At 68.6% G+C, this 15,272-nt stretch carries 15 protein-coding genes; 7 read left to right on the forward strand and 8 right to left on the reverse strand.

The genetic code is table 11. From position 1 onward, the window contains the following. Positions 1-49 precede the first annotated feature (49 nt). Positions 50-559, reverse strand: coding sequence for a MarR family winged helix-turn-helix transcriptional regulator (locus CES90_RS31610; RefSeq protein ID WP_149828772.1), 510 nt, complete (start codon positions 557-559; stop codon positions 50-52). A gap of 181 nt (positions 560-740) precedes the next feature. Between CES90_RS31610 and CES90_RS31615 the strand changes: the two genes are divergently transcribed. Beyond that, on the forward strand, positions 741-1,769 hold the full coding sequence (locus CES90_RS31615; RefSeq protein ID WP_189785831.1) for a glycoside hydrolase family 6 protein: 1,029 nt from the start codon (positions 741-743) through the stop codon (positions 1,767-1,769). 4 nt (positions 1,770-1,773) lie between these two features. On the opposite strand, the gene glxA is transcribed toward CES90_RS31615, so the two are convergent. From glxA to CES90_RS31630, 3 genes are all read right to left on the reverse strand, one after another. After that, complete coding sequence (gene glxA / locus CES90_RS31620) at positions 1,774-3,753, reverse strand: radical copper oxidase GlxA (RefSeq protein ID WP_189785832.1); 1,980 nt, start codon at positions 3,751-3,753, stop codon at positions 1,774-1,776. A gap of 3 nt (positions 3,754-3,756) precedes the next feature. Further along, entirely contained in the window at positions 3,757-5,559 is a 1,803-nt protein-coding gene (locus CES90_RS31625; RefSeq protein WP_189785833.1) for a glycosyltransferase family 2 protein, read from the reverse strand. A 235-nt stretch (positions 5,560-5,794) separates the two neighbouring features. Next, positions 5,795-6,139, reverse strand: coding sequence for a DUF3817 domain-containing protein (locus CES90_RS31630; RefSeq protein WP_189785834.1), 345 nt, complete (start codon positions 6,137-6,139; stop codon positions 5,795-5,797). Positions 6,140-6,307: 168 nt separating this feature from the next. Here CES90_RS31630 and CES90_RS31635 point away from each other — a divergent pair, with 168 nt between their 5' ends. The 4 genes from CES90_RS31635 to CES90_RS31650 all read left to right on the forward strand — a co-directional run bounded on the left by CES90_RS31635 (position 6,308) and on the right by CES90_RS31650 (position 8,980). Then, on the forward strand, positions 6,308-6,940 hold the full coding sequence (locus CES90_RS31635; RefSeq protein ID WP_189785865.1) for an AIM24 family protein: 633 nt from the start codon (positions 6,308-6,310) through the stop codon (positions 6,938-6,940). Position 6,941: 1 nt separating this feature from the next. Then, the gene (locus tag CES90_RS31640) at positions 6,942-7,592 is read left to right on the forward strand and encodes an AIM24 family protein (RefSeq protein ID WP_149828759.1); all 651 of its coding nucleotides are present in this window, start codon (positions 6,942-6,944) and stop codon (positions 7,590-7,592) included. Between the two features lie 2 nt (positions 7,593-7,594). Next, positions 7,595-8,392, forward strand: a complete 798-nt coding sequence (locus CES90_RS31645; RefSeq protein WP_189785866.1) for an AIM24 family protein — start codon at positions 7,595-7,597, stop codon at positions 8,390-8,392. A gap of 111 nt (positions 8,393-8,503) precedes the next feature. After that, positions 8,504-8,980: a MarR family winged helix-turn-helix transcriptional regulator gene (locus tag CES90_RS31650; RefSeq protein WP_189785835.1), complete on the forward strand. Its 477-nt coding sequence runs from the start codon at positions 8,504-8,506 to the stop codon at positions 8,978-8,980. An 87-nt stretch (positions 8,981-9,067) separates the two neighbouring features. On the opposite strand, the gene CES90_RS31655 is transcribed toward CES90_RS31650, so the two are convergent. Beyond that, on the reverse strand, positions 9,068-10,534 hold the full coding sequence (locus CES90_RS31655) for a sensor histidine kinase (RefSeq protein WP_189785836.1): 1,467 nt from the start codon (positions 10,532-10,534) through the stop codon (positions 9,068-9,070). After that, positions 10,531-11,199, reverse strand: coding sequence for a response regulator transcription factor (locus CES90_RS31660; RefSeq protein ID WP_189785837.1), 669 nt, complete (start codon positions 11,197-11,199; stop codon positions 10,531-10,533). Before CES90_RS31660 ends, CES90_RS31655 begins: the two co-directional genes overlap by 4 nt. A gap of 143 nt (positions 11,200-11,342) precedes the next feature. Between CES90_RS31660 and CES90_RS31665 the strand changes: the two genes are divergently transcribed. Then, positions 11,343-11,978 carry a PepSY domain-containing protein gene (locus CES90_RS31665; RefSeq protein ID WP_189785838.1) on the forward strand — a complete coding sequence of 212 codons (636 nt, stop codon included), beginning with the start codon at positions 11,343-11,345 and terminating at the stop codon, positions 11,976-11,978. A gap of 252 nt (positions 11,979-12,230) precedes the next feature. Here the strand turns inward: CES90_RS31665 and meaB are convergent, their stop codons facing one another. Next, positions 12,231-13,187 carry a methylmalonyl Co-A mutase-associated GTPase MeaB gene (meaB, locus tag CES90_RS31670; RefSeq protein ID WP_189785839.1) on the reverse strand — a complete coding sequence of 319 codons (957 nt, stop codon included), beginning with the start codon at positions 13,185-13,187 and terminating at the stop codon, positions 12,231-12,233. 108 nt (positions 13,188-13,295) lie between these two features. Continuing rightward, on the reverse strand, positions 13,296-14,498 hold the full coding sequence (locus tag CES90_RS31675) for an acetyl-CoA C-acetyltransferase (RefSeq protein ID WP_189785840.1): 1,203 nt from the start codon (positions 14,496-14,498) through the stop codon (positions 13,296-13,298). 148 nt (positions 14,499-14,646) lie between these two features. Between CES90_RS31675 and mce the strand changes: the two genes are divergently transcribed. After that, on the forward strand, positions 14,647-15,087 hold the full coding sequence (gene mce, locus CES90_RS31680) for a methylmalonyl-CoA epimerase (RefSeq protein ID WP_189785841.1): 441 nt from the start codon (positions 14,647-14,649) through the stop codon (positions 15,085-15,087). The last annotated feature ends 185 nt before the right edge of the window (positions 15,088-15,272 follow it).

Consider the following 15,272-nt stretch of genomic DNA (forward strand, 5'->3'; position numbering starts at 1 on the left):
AGCGTAACCACCGGTTTTGAACGATCTTCGAGCGCCCCTGGGCGAGCGCTCAGCTCTCCTCGAAGTCCCCCGCCGCCACTCTCAGCGGGCGGAGCATGGCGAAGATCTCGGCGCATTCCTCGGCGTCGTAGACGGAGAGGCCGAAGTCCATGGCCATGAGGTCGCGGGTGGCGGCGTCGCAGACTTCGCGGCCCTTGTCGGTGATGGAGGCGAGGGTGCCGCGGCCGTCGTTGGGGTTGGGGCGTTTGTCGACCAGGCCGGACTTCACCAGGCGGTCCACCGTGTTCGTGACCGACGTGGGGTGGACCATCAGACGCTCGCCGATCTTGGACATCGGCAGCTCACCCTTCTGGGAGAAGGTGAGCAGCACCAGGGCCTCGTAGCGCGCGAAGGTCAGCCCGTACGGCTTGACGACGGCGTCGACCTCCGCCAGCAGAATCTGCTGGGCGCGCATGATCGAGGTGATCGCGGCCATGGACGGGACGTTTCCCCAGCGCTGCTTCCAGTGCTCGTCGGCGCGAGAGATGGGATCGAAGGAGAGGCTGAGCGGCTTCGGCACGGCACCGACCTTACCGGCCGGTCACATGCCGGTCAGCCCCGTCTCGCCTTTCGGTCGGCATGCGGTGTCCTCGCGCGCGGCTCCGCGCCGGTGTCGTAGCCAAGTCGATCTGTCGCCGCATGGAACGATTAGTGATAAATCATTACTGAACGTCACCATCCAGGGAGTACAGGGGAGCGGCATGTCCCGGCTGATCCACACCCTCGCGGCACTCTCGGCACTCGGACTCGCGGTGGGCTGTTCCGCCGGGTCCCCGTCCGGGGCCGGCGAGGCCTCCGTCATCGGCGGCGCCACCGAGAAGCCGGCCGGGGAGGCCGTACGACCCGCCTCCGGGTCCCCCTTCTGGGTCGACCCGTCCAGTCCCGCCGCCCGGCAGATCGACGCCTGGGAGCGCCAGGGCCGCGAGAAGGACGCCGAGCTGCTGCGCCGGATCGCCGACCGGCCCGCCGCGCTGTGGCCCGCCGGGGACGACCCCGTACCGATGATCAAGGAGGCCACCCGGGCGGCGGGGCGGGAGAACCGTACGGCGGTCTTCGTCGCGTACAACATCCCGCACCGCGACTGCGGCCAGCACTCCGCCGGCGGCGCCCCCGACTCGGCCGCCTACCGGGACTGGATCGACGCCTTCGCGGGCGCCCTCGGCGACAGCGACGCCGTGGTCGTCCTCGAACCCGACGCGGTCGCGCACATCGTGGACGGCTGCACCCCCGGCGAGTACCACGACGAGCGCGAACAGCTGCTCGGCGAGGCCATCGACCGGCTCAAGCGGCAGCCGAACACCAAGGTGTACCTCGACGCCGGCAACCCGGCCTGGATCAACGACCCCGGCAAGCTCGTCGAGCCGCTGCGCCGCGCCGGTGTCGCCGACGCCGACGGCTTCTCCCTCAACGTCTCCAACTTCCAGACCGACGCCACGACCAAGGCGTACGGCCTGCGGCTGTCCGACGCCCTCGGCGGCAAGCACTTCGTCGTCGATACCAGCCGCAACGGCAACGGCCCTCTGAACGGCGAGCGCGGCACCGCCTGGTGCAACCCGCCCGGCCGCGCCCTCGGCACCCCGCCGACCACCGACACGGGCGAGCCGGCCCTCGACGCGTATCTGTGGATCAAGCGGCCCGGCGAGTCGGACGGGGAGTGCCGGGGCGGACCGGCGGCGGGCCAGTGGTGGCCGGACTACGCGCTGGGCCTGGCCCGCAACAGCAAGGCGTGAACGGTCACCTCACCTGAATCCACTTGGCCTTCGACGGCGTCCCCTCGGCGTCCGTCACGAACAGCATGTACCAGCCCGGTGGGACCAGGGTCCGGTCCGACGGCACGTCGACGGTGACGGAGTCGCGGGTCTTCGTCACTTCCAGGGCGATGGACCGCTGTTCGACGTCCGTGCTGTGGGTGACCGCGCTCGGGCGCATCAGACGGGCCTTGGCGACGCGTTCGGGGTGGGCGGTGGCGAAGGTGGCGCGGCCCTTGCCGTCGACCTCCTGGGGGCCGTCGCCGAGGACGGGGCGCTTCTTGCCGTACTTGTGGAGCTGCGGCGGCGTGAAGATCTCCATGCGCTGCTCGAAGTGGCCCAGCTTGGTGTTCTGCTGGTCGTCGAAGAGCGGGTCGGAGCCGAAGGTGGCGACGCGGCCGTCGGGCAGGAGCAGGGCCTCGGAGTGGTAGTTGCGGCCGACCTTGGGGGCGGCGGCGCCGCGGAAGGAGTTGGACCGCGGGTCGTAGAACTGGGCCTTGAGGATGTTGCTGGCGCTGCGGCCGCGGTAGTCCCGGGAGCCGTTGGAGGTGAAGACGGTGTCGTCGGGCATGAGCACACTGTTGAGGTAGCGGATGCCTTGTGGGAGGTCGGGCCCGTCCTTGAAGACCGGGTTCTTCGCCTTCAGGTCGATCACCGCGGTGCGTGAGGTCGCCTTCTTGGACTCGCCGACGCCTCCGCCGCCGAGGATCATCACCTTCTGGTCCTGGGCGGGCGGCAGCAGCACGGACGCCGAGGTCTCCGTCTGGTCGAGGTCCGTCAGCCCCGGCACCTTCTCGAACTTGTTGGTCTTCAGGTCCCACAGGCCGGGCTCGCGGCCGACGTTTGCGGGGCCGTAGCCCGCGTTCGAGGCGGGGTAGAAGAGCTTGCCGCCCTTGGTGAGGAAGAGGGCGGGGTACGTGGGGAAGTACCGCTTCGGGCCGGGCTTCCACTTCTTGGTGCTCGGGTCGTAGATCTCGTTGTCGCCGGGGTCGACGACCCCCACGTCGTCGAGCCCGGAGACGGCGAGGATCCGCCCGTCCGCCAGCCCGACGAGGGTCGGGTACCAGCGGGCCTTCGCCATCGGGGCGACCGGCACGTACTTCTCGGCCTTCGGGTCGAACTCGTACGCGGCCCTGATCCCCTGGAAGTCCTGCTTGTCGAGGGTGATCTTCTCGGAGAGGCCGTATGTGTTGGCGGCGGCCTTGCCCTTGAGCCCGACGATCTCGTACTGGGCCTGTCTGGGCATCACGGACTTCGGGCCCTTCTTCACGGCCTCGACGAAGACCCGGGCCTCGCTCGCGGTGACCTTGGTCTTCCAGGGCTGCATGACGCCGGCCGCGTTGTAGGTGATGTCGAAGGTGCGCTTGGCCTTGGGGACGGTGACGTCGAAGCGGCTGACGTACTCGACGCCGGAGGGTGAGCGGAACCGTGTGCCCTTCTTGAGGGTGACCGCCTTGTCGGGGTTCTCGTTCTTGACCCGCATTCCGCCGCCGGCCCGTTCGACCTCGCCGTCCAGCAGTTCGTAGCGGGCGGTGCCGCCGGCCACCAGGAGACGGCCGTCGGGGAGTTGGGCGTGTCCGGCGCAGAAGAAGTCCACGGGGGTGGGGATCCTCTTGTACGTGTTCTTCACCGGGTCCCACAGGACGGTGTCGAAGGAGCCCTTGTCGAACTTCTTCTGCTCGTTGCCCGACCCGGCGACGATCAGCACCTTGCCCGTGTGCAGCAGGGCCGCGTGGATGGCGTTGGTGCGGTACTCCTTAGGGATGTCGACCTGGGTCCAGGAACCGTACCTGGCCCGGTAGCCGGGCTGGGCGATCTTCCACTCGTAGTAGCGCTCCTGCGCGAAGCCGAGCGCGGCGGGGGCGTTGAGACCGGCCACCAGCACGACGCCGCCGATGCCGAGCACGGTCTTCTTGGTCTTCTTCGACTTCGAGGTCGTGTTCGAGTTCGAGGGCTGGGGTGCCATGGCCTAGTTGCCTCCTGTCGTGGTGCCGGAGACCGAGGGGGCGGGGGTGGGCTGGGTGGCGAGCGCGGCTTCCTTGCCGTCGGCGAGGCGGGCCGCGGCCACCGGCCGTTCCGCCCGGTACACGACGCTCGCCCGGCGTTCCCGGTGGCGGGTGCAGGCCCACACAACGACCGGCGCGAGCGATATCGCCATGGCGAGGAACGCCCAGGTGCGCATGGCCGCATGGCTGTGGTCGAGCACCCACGACGCGGTCAGCGACGACGCCAGCACCACCGTCCAGAACAGATGGATCCGGAAGGTCAGCAGCCGGTCGGGGCTCGCGTCATCGCCCTTCGGGGTGACGACGAAGCGGCAGGGCAGCCGGAGCAGCGCGGCCCCGAGGGACCTCAGGTAGATGGGCGCGGAGAGCGCCGACATCGCCATGCCCGCGAGCCCGCCCGACCCCTCCGGTTCGTGCGGCGAGACGTTGTGCCGGCGGTTCCACAGATACAGCCCCACCTGAAGGGCGGCCGCGTCGCTGTACAGCATCAGCCACACGGAGGCGCTGACCTGCGTCCCTGACGCCCCGAACCACAGGAACAGCACACAACTGACAATGCCGAGAAGCCAGTTGACGGCCGTCATCGGGTAGTAGACGAGCATCAGCGTGTACGAGAAGAGGCGGCCCCAGGGCATCGTGAACGGCGCCCTCCAGTACTGCTTGAAGAGTGTCTCGTACGTCCCGCGCGACCAGCGCGTCTGCTGGGTGAAGAAGTCCGTCCAGGAGGCCGGGCCCTCGCCGACGGCCAGCACGTCCGGGGTGTACACGGACCGCCAGTACCGGCGCGTCTTCGGGTTCCGCCGCCGGTGCAGTTCGAAGCCGGTGGCCATGTCCTCGGTGATCGAGTCGTGCAGCCCGCCGATCTGCTTGACGGCGGCGACGCGTACGACGTTGTTCGTGCCGACGAACATGGGGGCGCGGTAGCGGTTGCCCGCGCGCTGGATGAGGGCGTGGAAGAGGAACTGCTGCGATTCGGCGGCCTTGGTGACGGGGTTCGTGTAGTTCCCGTAGACCTGGGGTCCGACGACGAAGGCGACGTCCGGGTCGCGGAAGTACCCGAGCATCCGCTGCAGGAAGTTGGGGAGCGGCACGTGATCGGTGTCGACCGAGGCGAAGAACTCGTATGCGTCGCCGTGCATCGCGATCCAGGCGTTGTAGTTCCCGTGCTTCGTACGGGCCTTGTGGACGCCCTTGGGCCGGTTCCACTCGGGGATGCCGTGGCGGGTGAAGTGCCGCACGCCGAGTTCCGCGCAGAGGGCCTTGGCCTGCTCGTCGTCGCCCTCGTCGAGGAGCCAGACGTCGAGGTGGCCGCTGTGCTCGATCCGGGTGGCGCCCTCAAGAGTGGCCCGGACCATGGGAAGTGGTTCTTTACCCGGAACGTACGTGGTGAGGAAGGCGACCCGCGTCCCGGGTTCCGGGACGACGGGTACCGGATCGCGGGCGACCATCGTCGCGTGGGCGATCGACACCACATTGACGACCATGAACAGTTCGATCAGCCCGATGGCTATCAGCATCGTGACATCGAGTCCCACCAGCCACTCGTCCGCGCCCTCGCGCTCCACCCAGTGCGTGGGCCAGACGAGGTAGACGAGCAGCGCGCCCGTGAGCAGCGGCGCGAACGTCATCAGCAGGACGGCGCGTATTCGGTGCGGTTCTTTCGAGAGGAGCTTGGCGTACTGCACCCGGTACGCCGCCCCGGCCGGCTCCGTGAGCGGCCCCGCCAAGCGGCTGTGGGTGTCGTAGTCATAGCCCTCCGACCGCACAGCGCCCTCCAGTGATCGAACGAGTCGATACCTACACAAAAGGGCGATTCCGGGGACCTGTCGACCTGAAAGCGTCCGTTCGGTTGGAGGGTTGAGCGCGTAGGGGGCGGGGATGCGGGGGAGCCCCCTGGCTTTTAAGGGGCGCGGGGAACTGCGGGAGCAACCACAACCAACCCGCACCCGCCAACAGATCCGACTGGACCGAGCCCTCAGCGCGCCTCGCGACGCCGGAGGCCTACGCTCCCACGACCCTTTCCTTGCGGGCGCGGGAGGCGATCACCGCGTTCTCGGCCTCGCGGCGCAGCTTGCGGTCGGCGAAGAAGCCGCCGGTGGGCAGGATGGAGAGGATGAAGTAGAGCGCGGCGGTCTTGAGGCCCCACTTGGCGCGGTTCCAGGCGTCGGCCCAGAAGATCACGTACAGGATGAAGAGTATGCCGTGGATCATGCCCATCGCCGGCACCGCGTTGAACTCCGTGGTCCGCTTCAGCACCGAGCAGACCAGCAGGAGCAGGAAGGAGACGGCCTCGGGGGTGGAGACGAGGCGCAGGCGGCGTAGGGCGGAGGCGGTCTTTGTGTCCACGGGTCACCTTCGGTGGGGGTCGGCCGGTCTTTGTGAAGGGAAGCACAAGCGCTCCTCATTCTGGCATCCGTCAACCTCCCGAATGCCCTAGGGGTTCCCTCAGGGTCGAGATCCGTCTCAAAGATCTGTCTCATTCGGCTTCCCGCCGGTTACCGTCACCTCGTGGCAATGTTCCGACTTCAAGGCAGCAAGGTGCTCGCCGTCGACATGACCGGGGACGCCGTCAAGGCGAAGAACGGCTCGATGGTCGCGTACGACGGTCAGATGTCGTTCAAGAAGCTGAGCGGCGGCGGTGAGGGTCTGCGCGGCATGGTGACGCGGCGCCTGACCGGTGAGCAGATGACGTTGATGGAGGTGACGGGGCAGGGGACGTGCTGGTTCGCGGACCGGGCCTCGGAGATCAACCTCGTGAATCTTCAGGGGGACAAGCTGTACGTGGAGTCGAGCAATCTGCTCGCGACGGACTCCGGGCTGCGTACGGGCACGAGCTTCACGGGGCTGCGCGGCGCCTCGCAGGGCAACGGCCTGTTCACGACGACCATAGAGGGCCACGGCCAGGCGGCGATCATGTCCGACGGCCCGGCGGTGGTGCTGCGGGTGAGCCGGCAGTACCCGCTGACGGTGGACCCGGGCGCATACATCGCGCACCAGGGGAATCTTCAGCAGTCCTTCCAGTCCGGTGTGACGTTCCGCACGTTCCTCGGTGAGGGCGGCGGTGAGGCGTTCCAGATCCGCTTCGAGGGCGACGGGCTCGTGTACGTCCAGCCGAGTGAGCGCAACACGGTGGCGGGAGACGTGTGACATGGCCTTCCGTGAGATCAACTCGAAGATGATCGAGGCGACGGTCGTGCCCGGCCAGCGGCTGTTCAGCCAGCGCGGCGCGATGCTCGCCTACAAGGGCGAGGTGTCCTTCACACCCAACATCCAGGGCGGCCAAGGCGGTATCGCCTCGATGATCGGCCGCCGGGTGGCCGGCGAGGCGACGCCGCTGATGACCGTCGAGGGCAGCGGCACCGTCCTGTTCGGGCACGGCGGCCACCACATCCAGGTGATCAACCTGACCGGCGACACGCTGTACGTCGAGGCCGACCGTCTCCTGGCCTTCGACGGCACCCTCCAGCAGGGCACGATGTTCATGGGCTCGCAGGGCGGCGTCATGGGCATGGTCCGGGGCCAGGTGACGGGCCAGGGCCTGTTCACGACCACCCTCCAGGGCCACGGCGCCGTCGCGGTCATGGCGCACGGCGGTGTGATCGAGGTCCCGATCACCCCCCAGCGCCCGGTCCACGTGGATCCCCAGGCGTACGTGGCGCACCACGGCGACGTACGCAACAAGCTGTCCACCGCGCTCGGCTGGCGCGACATGGTGGGCCGCGGCTCCGGCGAGGCGTTCCAGCTGGAGCTCAGCGGCAGTGGTGCGGTGTACGTCCAGGCCTCGGAGGAGAAGCTGTGAGCATGTACGGGGCCCCGGTCGCCGGGCCGACCGTCTTCGACCCGATGACGTTGCCGAGCGACGACAACGTCAACAGCTACACCTTCTGCGTGGAGCTCAAGGGGAGCCAGTGGTTCCTGCAGAAGGGCAAGATGATCGCGTACTACGGCCAGATGGAGTTCAACGGCATCGGGCACGGCCGTCTCGACCGTCTTGTCCGTACGTCGTTTCATTCGCCTCTGCACGCGAGCGACTGGGTCGTGGCGGAGGGCTCGGGCAAGATGCTCCTCGCCGACCGGGCCTTCGACGTCAATTCGTATGACTTGGACGACGGCAACCTGACCATTCGCTCAGGCAACCTTCTCGCTTTTCAGCCAAGTCTCGCACTCAAGCAGTCGATCGTTCCGGGCTTCCTGACCCTCATCGGCACCGGCAAGTTCGTGGCCGCCTCGAACGGCCCGGTGGTGTTCATGGAACCCCCCATCCGGGTCGACCCGCAGGCGCTGGTCGGCTGGGCGGACTGCCCCTCGCCGTGCCACCACTACGACCACGGGTACATGACGGGCCTGATGGGCGGTCTACGTGCGATGACGGGCATCGGCGGCGCCTCCGGAGAAGAGCACCAGTTCGAGTTCGTCGGGGCGGGTACGGTACTGCTCCAGTCCTCCGAGACCCTCATGGCCGAGCAGGCCACGGGCATGGTGCCGCACGAGCCGGGCGTACCCGGTGGCGGCGGGGCACCTGGCAACGGCGGACCGCCGGCCGGCGCACCGCGCCTTCCCGGACAGCTGGGCGACCTCCAGCGTCGCTTCGGGCTGTGAGCGGTAGTCTGCGGAGTGTGACATCGAACGTGTGCGCGTTGTCATGCCGTAACCCGTAATACCCGAAACCCTCACTAGTTCGCCTTTCAACATTTTAGGTAGACTTCATTCATGGAGACCGAAACGGCCACGCGCTGGCTGACCCATGCGGAGCAGTGCGCCTGGCGCACCCACCTGGACGTCAACAGGCTGTTGACGCACCAGCTCGAAAGGGATCTGCAGCCGTTCGGCCTGACAATGAACGACTACGAGATCCTGGTGAACCTCTCCGAGTCGGAGGGCCTGCGGATGCGGATGAGCGACCTCGCCGCCGCGACCCTCCAGTCCAAGAGCCGTCTCTCGCACCAGATCACGCGGATGGAGAACGCGAACCTGGTACGCCGCGAGAACTGCGAGTCCGACCGGCGCGGGCTGTTCGCCGTGCTCACGGAGCACGGCCTGGAGACGATGGAGAAGGTGGCGCCACATCATGTCGCCTCCGTGCGGCGGCACTTCATCGACCTGCTGCCGCCGGAGGCCTTGGAGGAACTGCACAAGTCGTTGACGCCGATCGCGGAGCACTTGCGGAGCCATAGAGGCAAGTCGTAGGGGGCTGCGGGTCGTTTTCTGGCTGCGGGGCCGTTGTGGCTTGTCGCGCCCACGCGGCGGAGCCGCCTGTCGATACGGCCCGCGCCCCTAACTCTTCTGAGGGAGCCTTAGTTCGAAGAGTGCACCTCCGCTCGGAGCATCGGTGACTGTGAGCGTGCCTCCGTGGCGTATGGCGATGTCTCTGGCGATCGCCAGACCCAGGCCCGCGCCGCCTTCGTCTCTCGCTCTTGACTCGTCCAGGCGGACGAAGCGTTCGAAGATGCGGGCGCGGTCGGGTTCGGGGACGCCGGAGCCGTCGTCCGCGACCTGGAGGACCGTCCAGTCGCCGTCGGTGCGCAGGCTGACGGCGACCCGATCCCGGGCGTGCCTCTGGGCGTTGTCCAGCAGGTTGGCGAGTACGCGGGCGATCTGACCGCGAGATCCGCGTACCTCCATCGAGTCGACGGACTCGACCGTCATGCCGTCCCGGCCGGTGGTCTCCTGCCTCACCAGCTTCGCCAGGTCGAAGTACGCGTCCGGCGGGGGGCGCTCGCCGGCGTCCAGGCGGGCGAGGAGGAGCAGGTCGGCCGCCAGGGACTGCAGTCGTACGGTGTCCTCGACCGCTCCGTCCAGGTCCAGCAGCTCCGGATGCGCGGCGCCCACTTCGAGCTGGGTGCGCAGGGATGCGATGGGGCTGCGCAGTTCGTGCGAGGCGTCGGCGACGAACGCGCGCTGGCGTTCCACGGAGGTCTCCAGGGCGGCGAGCGTCTCGTTCGTCGTACGCGCGAGGCGCGCGACCTCGTCGTGCGTGTCCGGCTGGGGGACGCGCCGGGAGAGGTCCTCGGAGGCGGTGATGGCCGCCATCTCGGAGCGGATGCCCTCCACGGGGCGCAGGGCCCGGCCGGTGACGACGTAGGTCGCTCCGCCGACCGTGAGCAGGAGCAGCGGGAAACCCACCAGCATCGTCGTCAACGCGGTACGGACCGCGTCCTGTTCGACGGAGAGGGGACCGCCCGCGTAGACGGTCAGGGTGACGTCGTGGGGTGTCGTCAGGCCGAGTGCGGCGAAGCGGTAGTCCTCGGTGTCGCCGTCGATGGTGGCGGTGCCCTGGCTGATCGTCGCGTCCTCGGCGACCTCACCGGCGGCGAGCGTGTCGTCCGCGTCCGCGTCCGCCTCCGCGTCCGCTTCCGCGTCGTCCTTGTCGTCGGCGTCTTCGTCGTCGGCGTCGTCCTGGACGCCGACCGGGGTCCCGCCCCTCCCGGTGCGGGAGTCTGCGGTGACGCTCATGGCCTCCACGTCCTCACCGGCCGCGACCACCTTTCCGCGCTGGTCCAGTACCTGGACGGGGCTGTCCTCGCCGTCGTCCAGGTCCAGGTCCGCGTAGGCGACTCCCTCGGCCAGTTTCGCGGCGACCGTGCGGGCCTCGGCCTCCGCCCGGGTGGTCGCCTGGCCGATCAGGCTGAACCGCAGCGACAGCACCACAGCCGTGCCCGCCGCGACCAGGGCGACGGCGACGACCAGTGTCGCGGCGACGGTGGCACGCGCGCGTACGGAGCCGAAGAGGCGGCGTCTCATGGGCGCGCCTCCCACCGGTAACCGGCGCCGCGTACGGTCTTGATGCGGGCGGCGCCGAGCTTGCGGCGCAGGGTGCTGATGTAGACCTCGACGATGTTCGGGTCGCCGTCGTACGCGAAGTCCCAGACGTGCTCCAGGATGTCGGCCTTGGACACGACCTCCCCGGCGCGCACGACGAGTTGCTCCAGGACGGAGAACTCCTTGGTGGTGAGGGCTACTTCGTCCTCGGCGAGGAAGACGCGCCGGGCGGCGGTGTCGAGCTTCAGCTCACCGACGACATGCACGGGAGAGGCGCCGCCGGCCGGGCCGCGCCGCCGGAGCAGGGCCTTCACACGGGCGACGAGAACGACGTACGAGAACGGCTTGGTCAGATAGTCGTCGGCGCCCGTGTCGAGGCCCTCGGCCTCGTCGTACTCGCCGTCCTTGGCGGTGAGCATCAGGATCGGCACGTCGTGGCCGGCGGCGCGCAGGGCGGCGCACACGCGGTAGCCGTTCATGCCGGGCAGCATGATGTCGAGGATCACGAGGTCGTACGCGCCCTCACTCGCCCGGTGCAGGCCGTCGATCCCGTTGTGGACGACGTCCACGGCGTACCCCTCGGCCGTCAGCCCTTTGGCCAGCGACACAGCGAGACGCTTCTCATCCTCCACGATCAACAGGCGCATGCGCCCAGCTTGGCAAACCGAACCTGAAGACGGCTTCAGGGTGCTTCAGGTCGGCTTCAGAGTCGGTCGGGCAGATTCGTTCCCGTCGAAAGCACACGACAGCCAACAGTCACTTGCAGTCGCCTGTAATCGGGAGGAACCCCATGAAGCGCAACATCGTCATCGCCACCGTCGCGGCCGCGGCCCTCATCGGCGGCGGCACCGCGATCGCCCTCGCGGCCTCGGGCGACGACGAGGCGCAGGTGAAGCGGTCCAGCGTGCAGGTGTCGGACGACGACAACGAGCGTGACGACGTCGAGATCGCGGACGACAAGGCCGAGGACTCCTCCGAGGCCAAGGCCGCGCAGGTCACGGCCGCCGACGCCATAAACGCCGCGCTGAAGCACAAGTCCGGTACGGCCGTCTCCGCCGACCTGGACGACGAGGGCACGAACCTGGTCTGGGACGTCGACATCCTGACCAATGGCGGCGCCTGGCACAGCGTGCAGATCGACCCCGGCACCGGCAAGGTCCTCGGCTCCCATGCCGACCGTGACGACGACGGTGACGACGCCGCCGAGACCGAGCGGATCCGCGCCACCCTCAAGGACAGCTCCATAACCGCCGCGGAGGCCGCCGAAGCCGCCGCCACCAAGGGCACCGTGACCTCCGTCGACCTCGACGAGGACGCCAAGAACAAGGCCTGGGAGATCAACACCACCGCCCCCGACGGCACCGCCAACGACTGGCGCGTGAACCTCACCAACGCCAAGGTCACCATCGACCGCACGGACGACTGACCTCCGTGCTCCCTCGGTGAGTTCGTGGTGCGGCTTGTGGGGGTTGCTCGCGCAGTTCCCCGCGCCCCTCAAAAGCACGGGGTGTGGCCCAGTCTTCAAGGGGCGCGGGGAACTGCGCGAGCAACCACGAACGACCCGCACCCGCCAACGCACCCCAACCCCCGAGCTCCCCCGCGCAGGGGGGGGTCGAAGGGGCACAGCCCCTGGGAATGGGACGGGTAGGGGCGGCGGGGGCGAAATCCCGCCCCGGGCTCAGCCCCGTGTCAGCCCCGCCACCAGCTCGTCCGCCGCCCGATACGGGTCCAACTCCCCCGCGACGATCCGCTCGGCCAGCGCACTCAACCGGCGGTCGCCGTGGAGGTCGCCGATCCGTTGGCGTAGGGCCGTGACCGCGATGGTCTCGACCTCATGGGCCGCCCGGACCCGGCGGCGCTCCGCGAGCACCCCCCGCTCCTCCATCCACGCCCGGTGCTTCTCCAGCGCCTCGACGACCTCGTCGATACCCTCCGCCCGCGCCGCGACCGTCTTGACGATCGGCGGCCGCCAGTCGCCGGGGCCACGGGACTCGCCCAACCCCAGCATGTGGTTCAGCTCGCGCGCGGTCGCGTCCGCGCCATCGCGGTCGGCCTTGTTGACGACGTACACGTCACCGATCTCCAGGATCCCGGCCTTGGCCGCCTGGATGCCGTCGCCCATGCCGGGCGCCAGCAGCACCACCGACGTGTCCGCCTGGGAGGCGATCTCCACCTCGGACTGGCCGACGCCGACCGTCTCGACCAGCACGACATCACACCCCGCCGCGTCCAGGACGCGGATCGCCTGCGGGGCCGCCCAGGCGAGGCCACCCAGGTGCCCCCGCGTCGCCATCGAACGGATGTACACGCCGGGATCGGAGGCGTGCTCCGACATCCGGACCCGGTCGCCGAGCAGGGCGCCCCCGCTGAACGGCGACGACGGGTCGACGGCCAGGACGCCGACCCGCTTCCCGGCCCGCCGGTACGCCGTCACCAGCGCGGAGGTGGACGTGGACTTGCCGACGCCCGGCGAGCCGGTCAGGCCCACCACGTACGCCCCGCCCGTCAGCGGGGCCAGCGCCGCCATGACCTCGCGCAGCTGCGGGGACGCCCCCTCCACCAGGGAGATCAGCCGGGCGACGGCACGCGGCCGCCCTTCCCTGGCCTGTGCCACCAGCGTGGGGACGTCCTGCATCACAGCTCCGTTCCGACCGTTTCGACCGTTTCGACTGTTCCGAGGAGACGAGTAGTCATGTGCGCCACATACACCACGTATGCCACGTACACCTGAGAAGTGAAGGTCTCAGGCCTTGGGTACCCGCACGATCAGTGCGTCACCCTGTCCACCGCCACCGCACAGCGCGGCCGCGCCGACACCGCCGCCGCGCCGCTTCAGCTCCAGCGCGAGGTGCAGTACGAGTCGGGCGCCCGACATGCCGATGGGGTGACCGAGGGCGATCGCTCCACCATTGACGTTCACCTTTTCGGGGGTCACCCCGAGGTCCTTCATTGACTGGACGGCGACCGCGGCGAAGGCCTCGTTGATCTCGATCAGGTCCAGGTCCGCCACCTCCAGACCGTCCTTCTTCAGGGCGTGCTCGATCGCGTTCGACGGCTGCGACTGCAAGGAGTTGTCCGGCCCGGCGACGTTCCCGTGGGCGCCGATCTCGGCGAGCCACGCGAGGCCCAGCTCCTCCGCCTTCTCCTTGCTCATCACGACCACGGCCGCCGCGCCGTCGGAGATCTGCGAGGCCGAACCAGCCGTGATCGTGCCGTCCTTGGCGAACGCCGGCCGCAGCTTGCCCAGCGACTCGGCGGTCGTCTCGCCCCGGATGCCTTCGTCCTGGCTGAAAACAACCGGCTCGCCCTTGCGCTGCGGGATCTCCACGGGGGTGATCTCGGCGTCGAAGATGCCGTTCTTCTGGGCGGCGGCGGCCCGCTGGTGGGACAGGGCAGCGATCTCGTCCTGTTCCGGACGCAGGATGCCGAGACGCGTGTTGTGCTTCTCGGTGGACTCGCCCATGGCGATGCCTTCGAACGAATCCGTCAGACCGTCGTGCGCCATCGCGTCGAGCATCTGGATCGCGCCGTACTTGTAGCCCTCACGGGACTTCGGCAGCAGATGGGGGGCGTTGGTCATGGACTCCTGACCACCGGCCACGATCACGTCGAACTCACCGGCGCGGATCAGCTGGTCGGCGAGCGCGATGGCGTCGAGGCCCGACAGACAGACCTTGTTGATCGTGAGCGCCGGGACGTTCATGGGGATGCCCGCCTTGACCGCCGCCTGGCGGGCCGGAATCTGTCCAGCACCCGCCTGGAGCACCTGGCCCATGATCACGTACTGCACCTGGTCACCACCGATCCCCGCACGGTCGATGGCGGCCTTGATCGCGAAGCCGCCGAGGTCGGCTCCGGAGAAGGACTTCAGCGAACCGAGCAACCGTCCCATGGGCGTACGGGCGCCCGCGACGATCACCGAGGTCCTGCCGTTCGTTCCAGTCATGAGGTGCGATCCCCTTCCAGCTTGCACAGCCGAGGAGTGAACGAGGGTTTACTTCGAATGTACTGAGTGGCACTCCGTGCCGTCACCGGGCTGTCAGTGTGATCGCTGGCACGTTGCGTAACCACCTAAGGAGCGCTGCACTAAAACCATGCTGACGCGAATCGACCACATCGGGATCGCCTGCTTCGACCTCGACAAGACCGTCGAGTTCTACCGGGCCACCTACGGCTTCGAGGTGTTCCACTCCGAGGTCAACGAGGAGCAGGGCGTACGCGAGGCCATGCTCAAGATCAACAGTACCGACGACGGCGGCGCCTCGTACCTCCAGCTCCTGGAGCCGACCCGCGAGGACTCCACCGTCGCGAAATGGCTCGCCAAGAACGGCGAGGGGGTCCACCACATCGCCTTCGGCACGGCGGACGTCGACGGCGAGGCGGCCGCGATCAAGGACAAGGGCGTACGCGTCCTGTACGAGGAGCCGCGACGCGGTTCCATGGGGTCACGGATCACGTTTCTGCACCCCAAGGATTGCCATGGAGTACTGACAGAACTGGTCACTTCGGCGCCAGATGAGTCACCTGAGCACTGACCCCCGTACATATGGGCCGGTAGGGTTGGGGTCGGCCGTCGCCTTCACGGGGGCGGCCGGGGTCCTGCCGCCTTCCGACGAACAGGATCCTAGGGCCGGGGTCCAGGTTTCGGGGGACGAGGGTTAGGGCGGCAGCCCGTGCTCCGCCGTTGATCTGACACCATTCCCCGGGGGCCCCGTTCGGC

It is taken from the genome of Streptomyces capitiformicae, from assembly GCF_002214185.1.
GTDB lineage: Bacteria > Actinomycetota > Actinomycetes > Streptomycetales > Streptomycetaceae > Streptomyces > Streptomyces capitiformicae.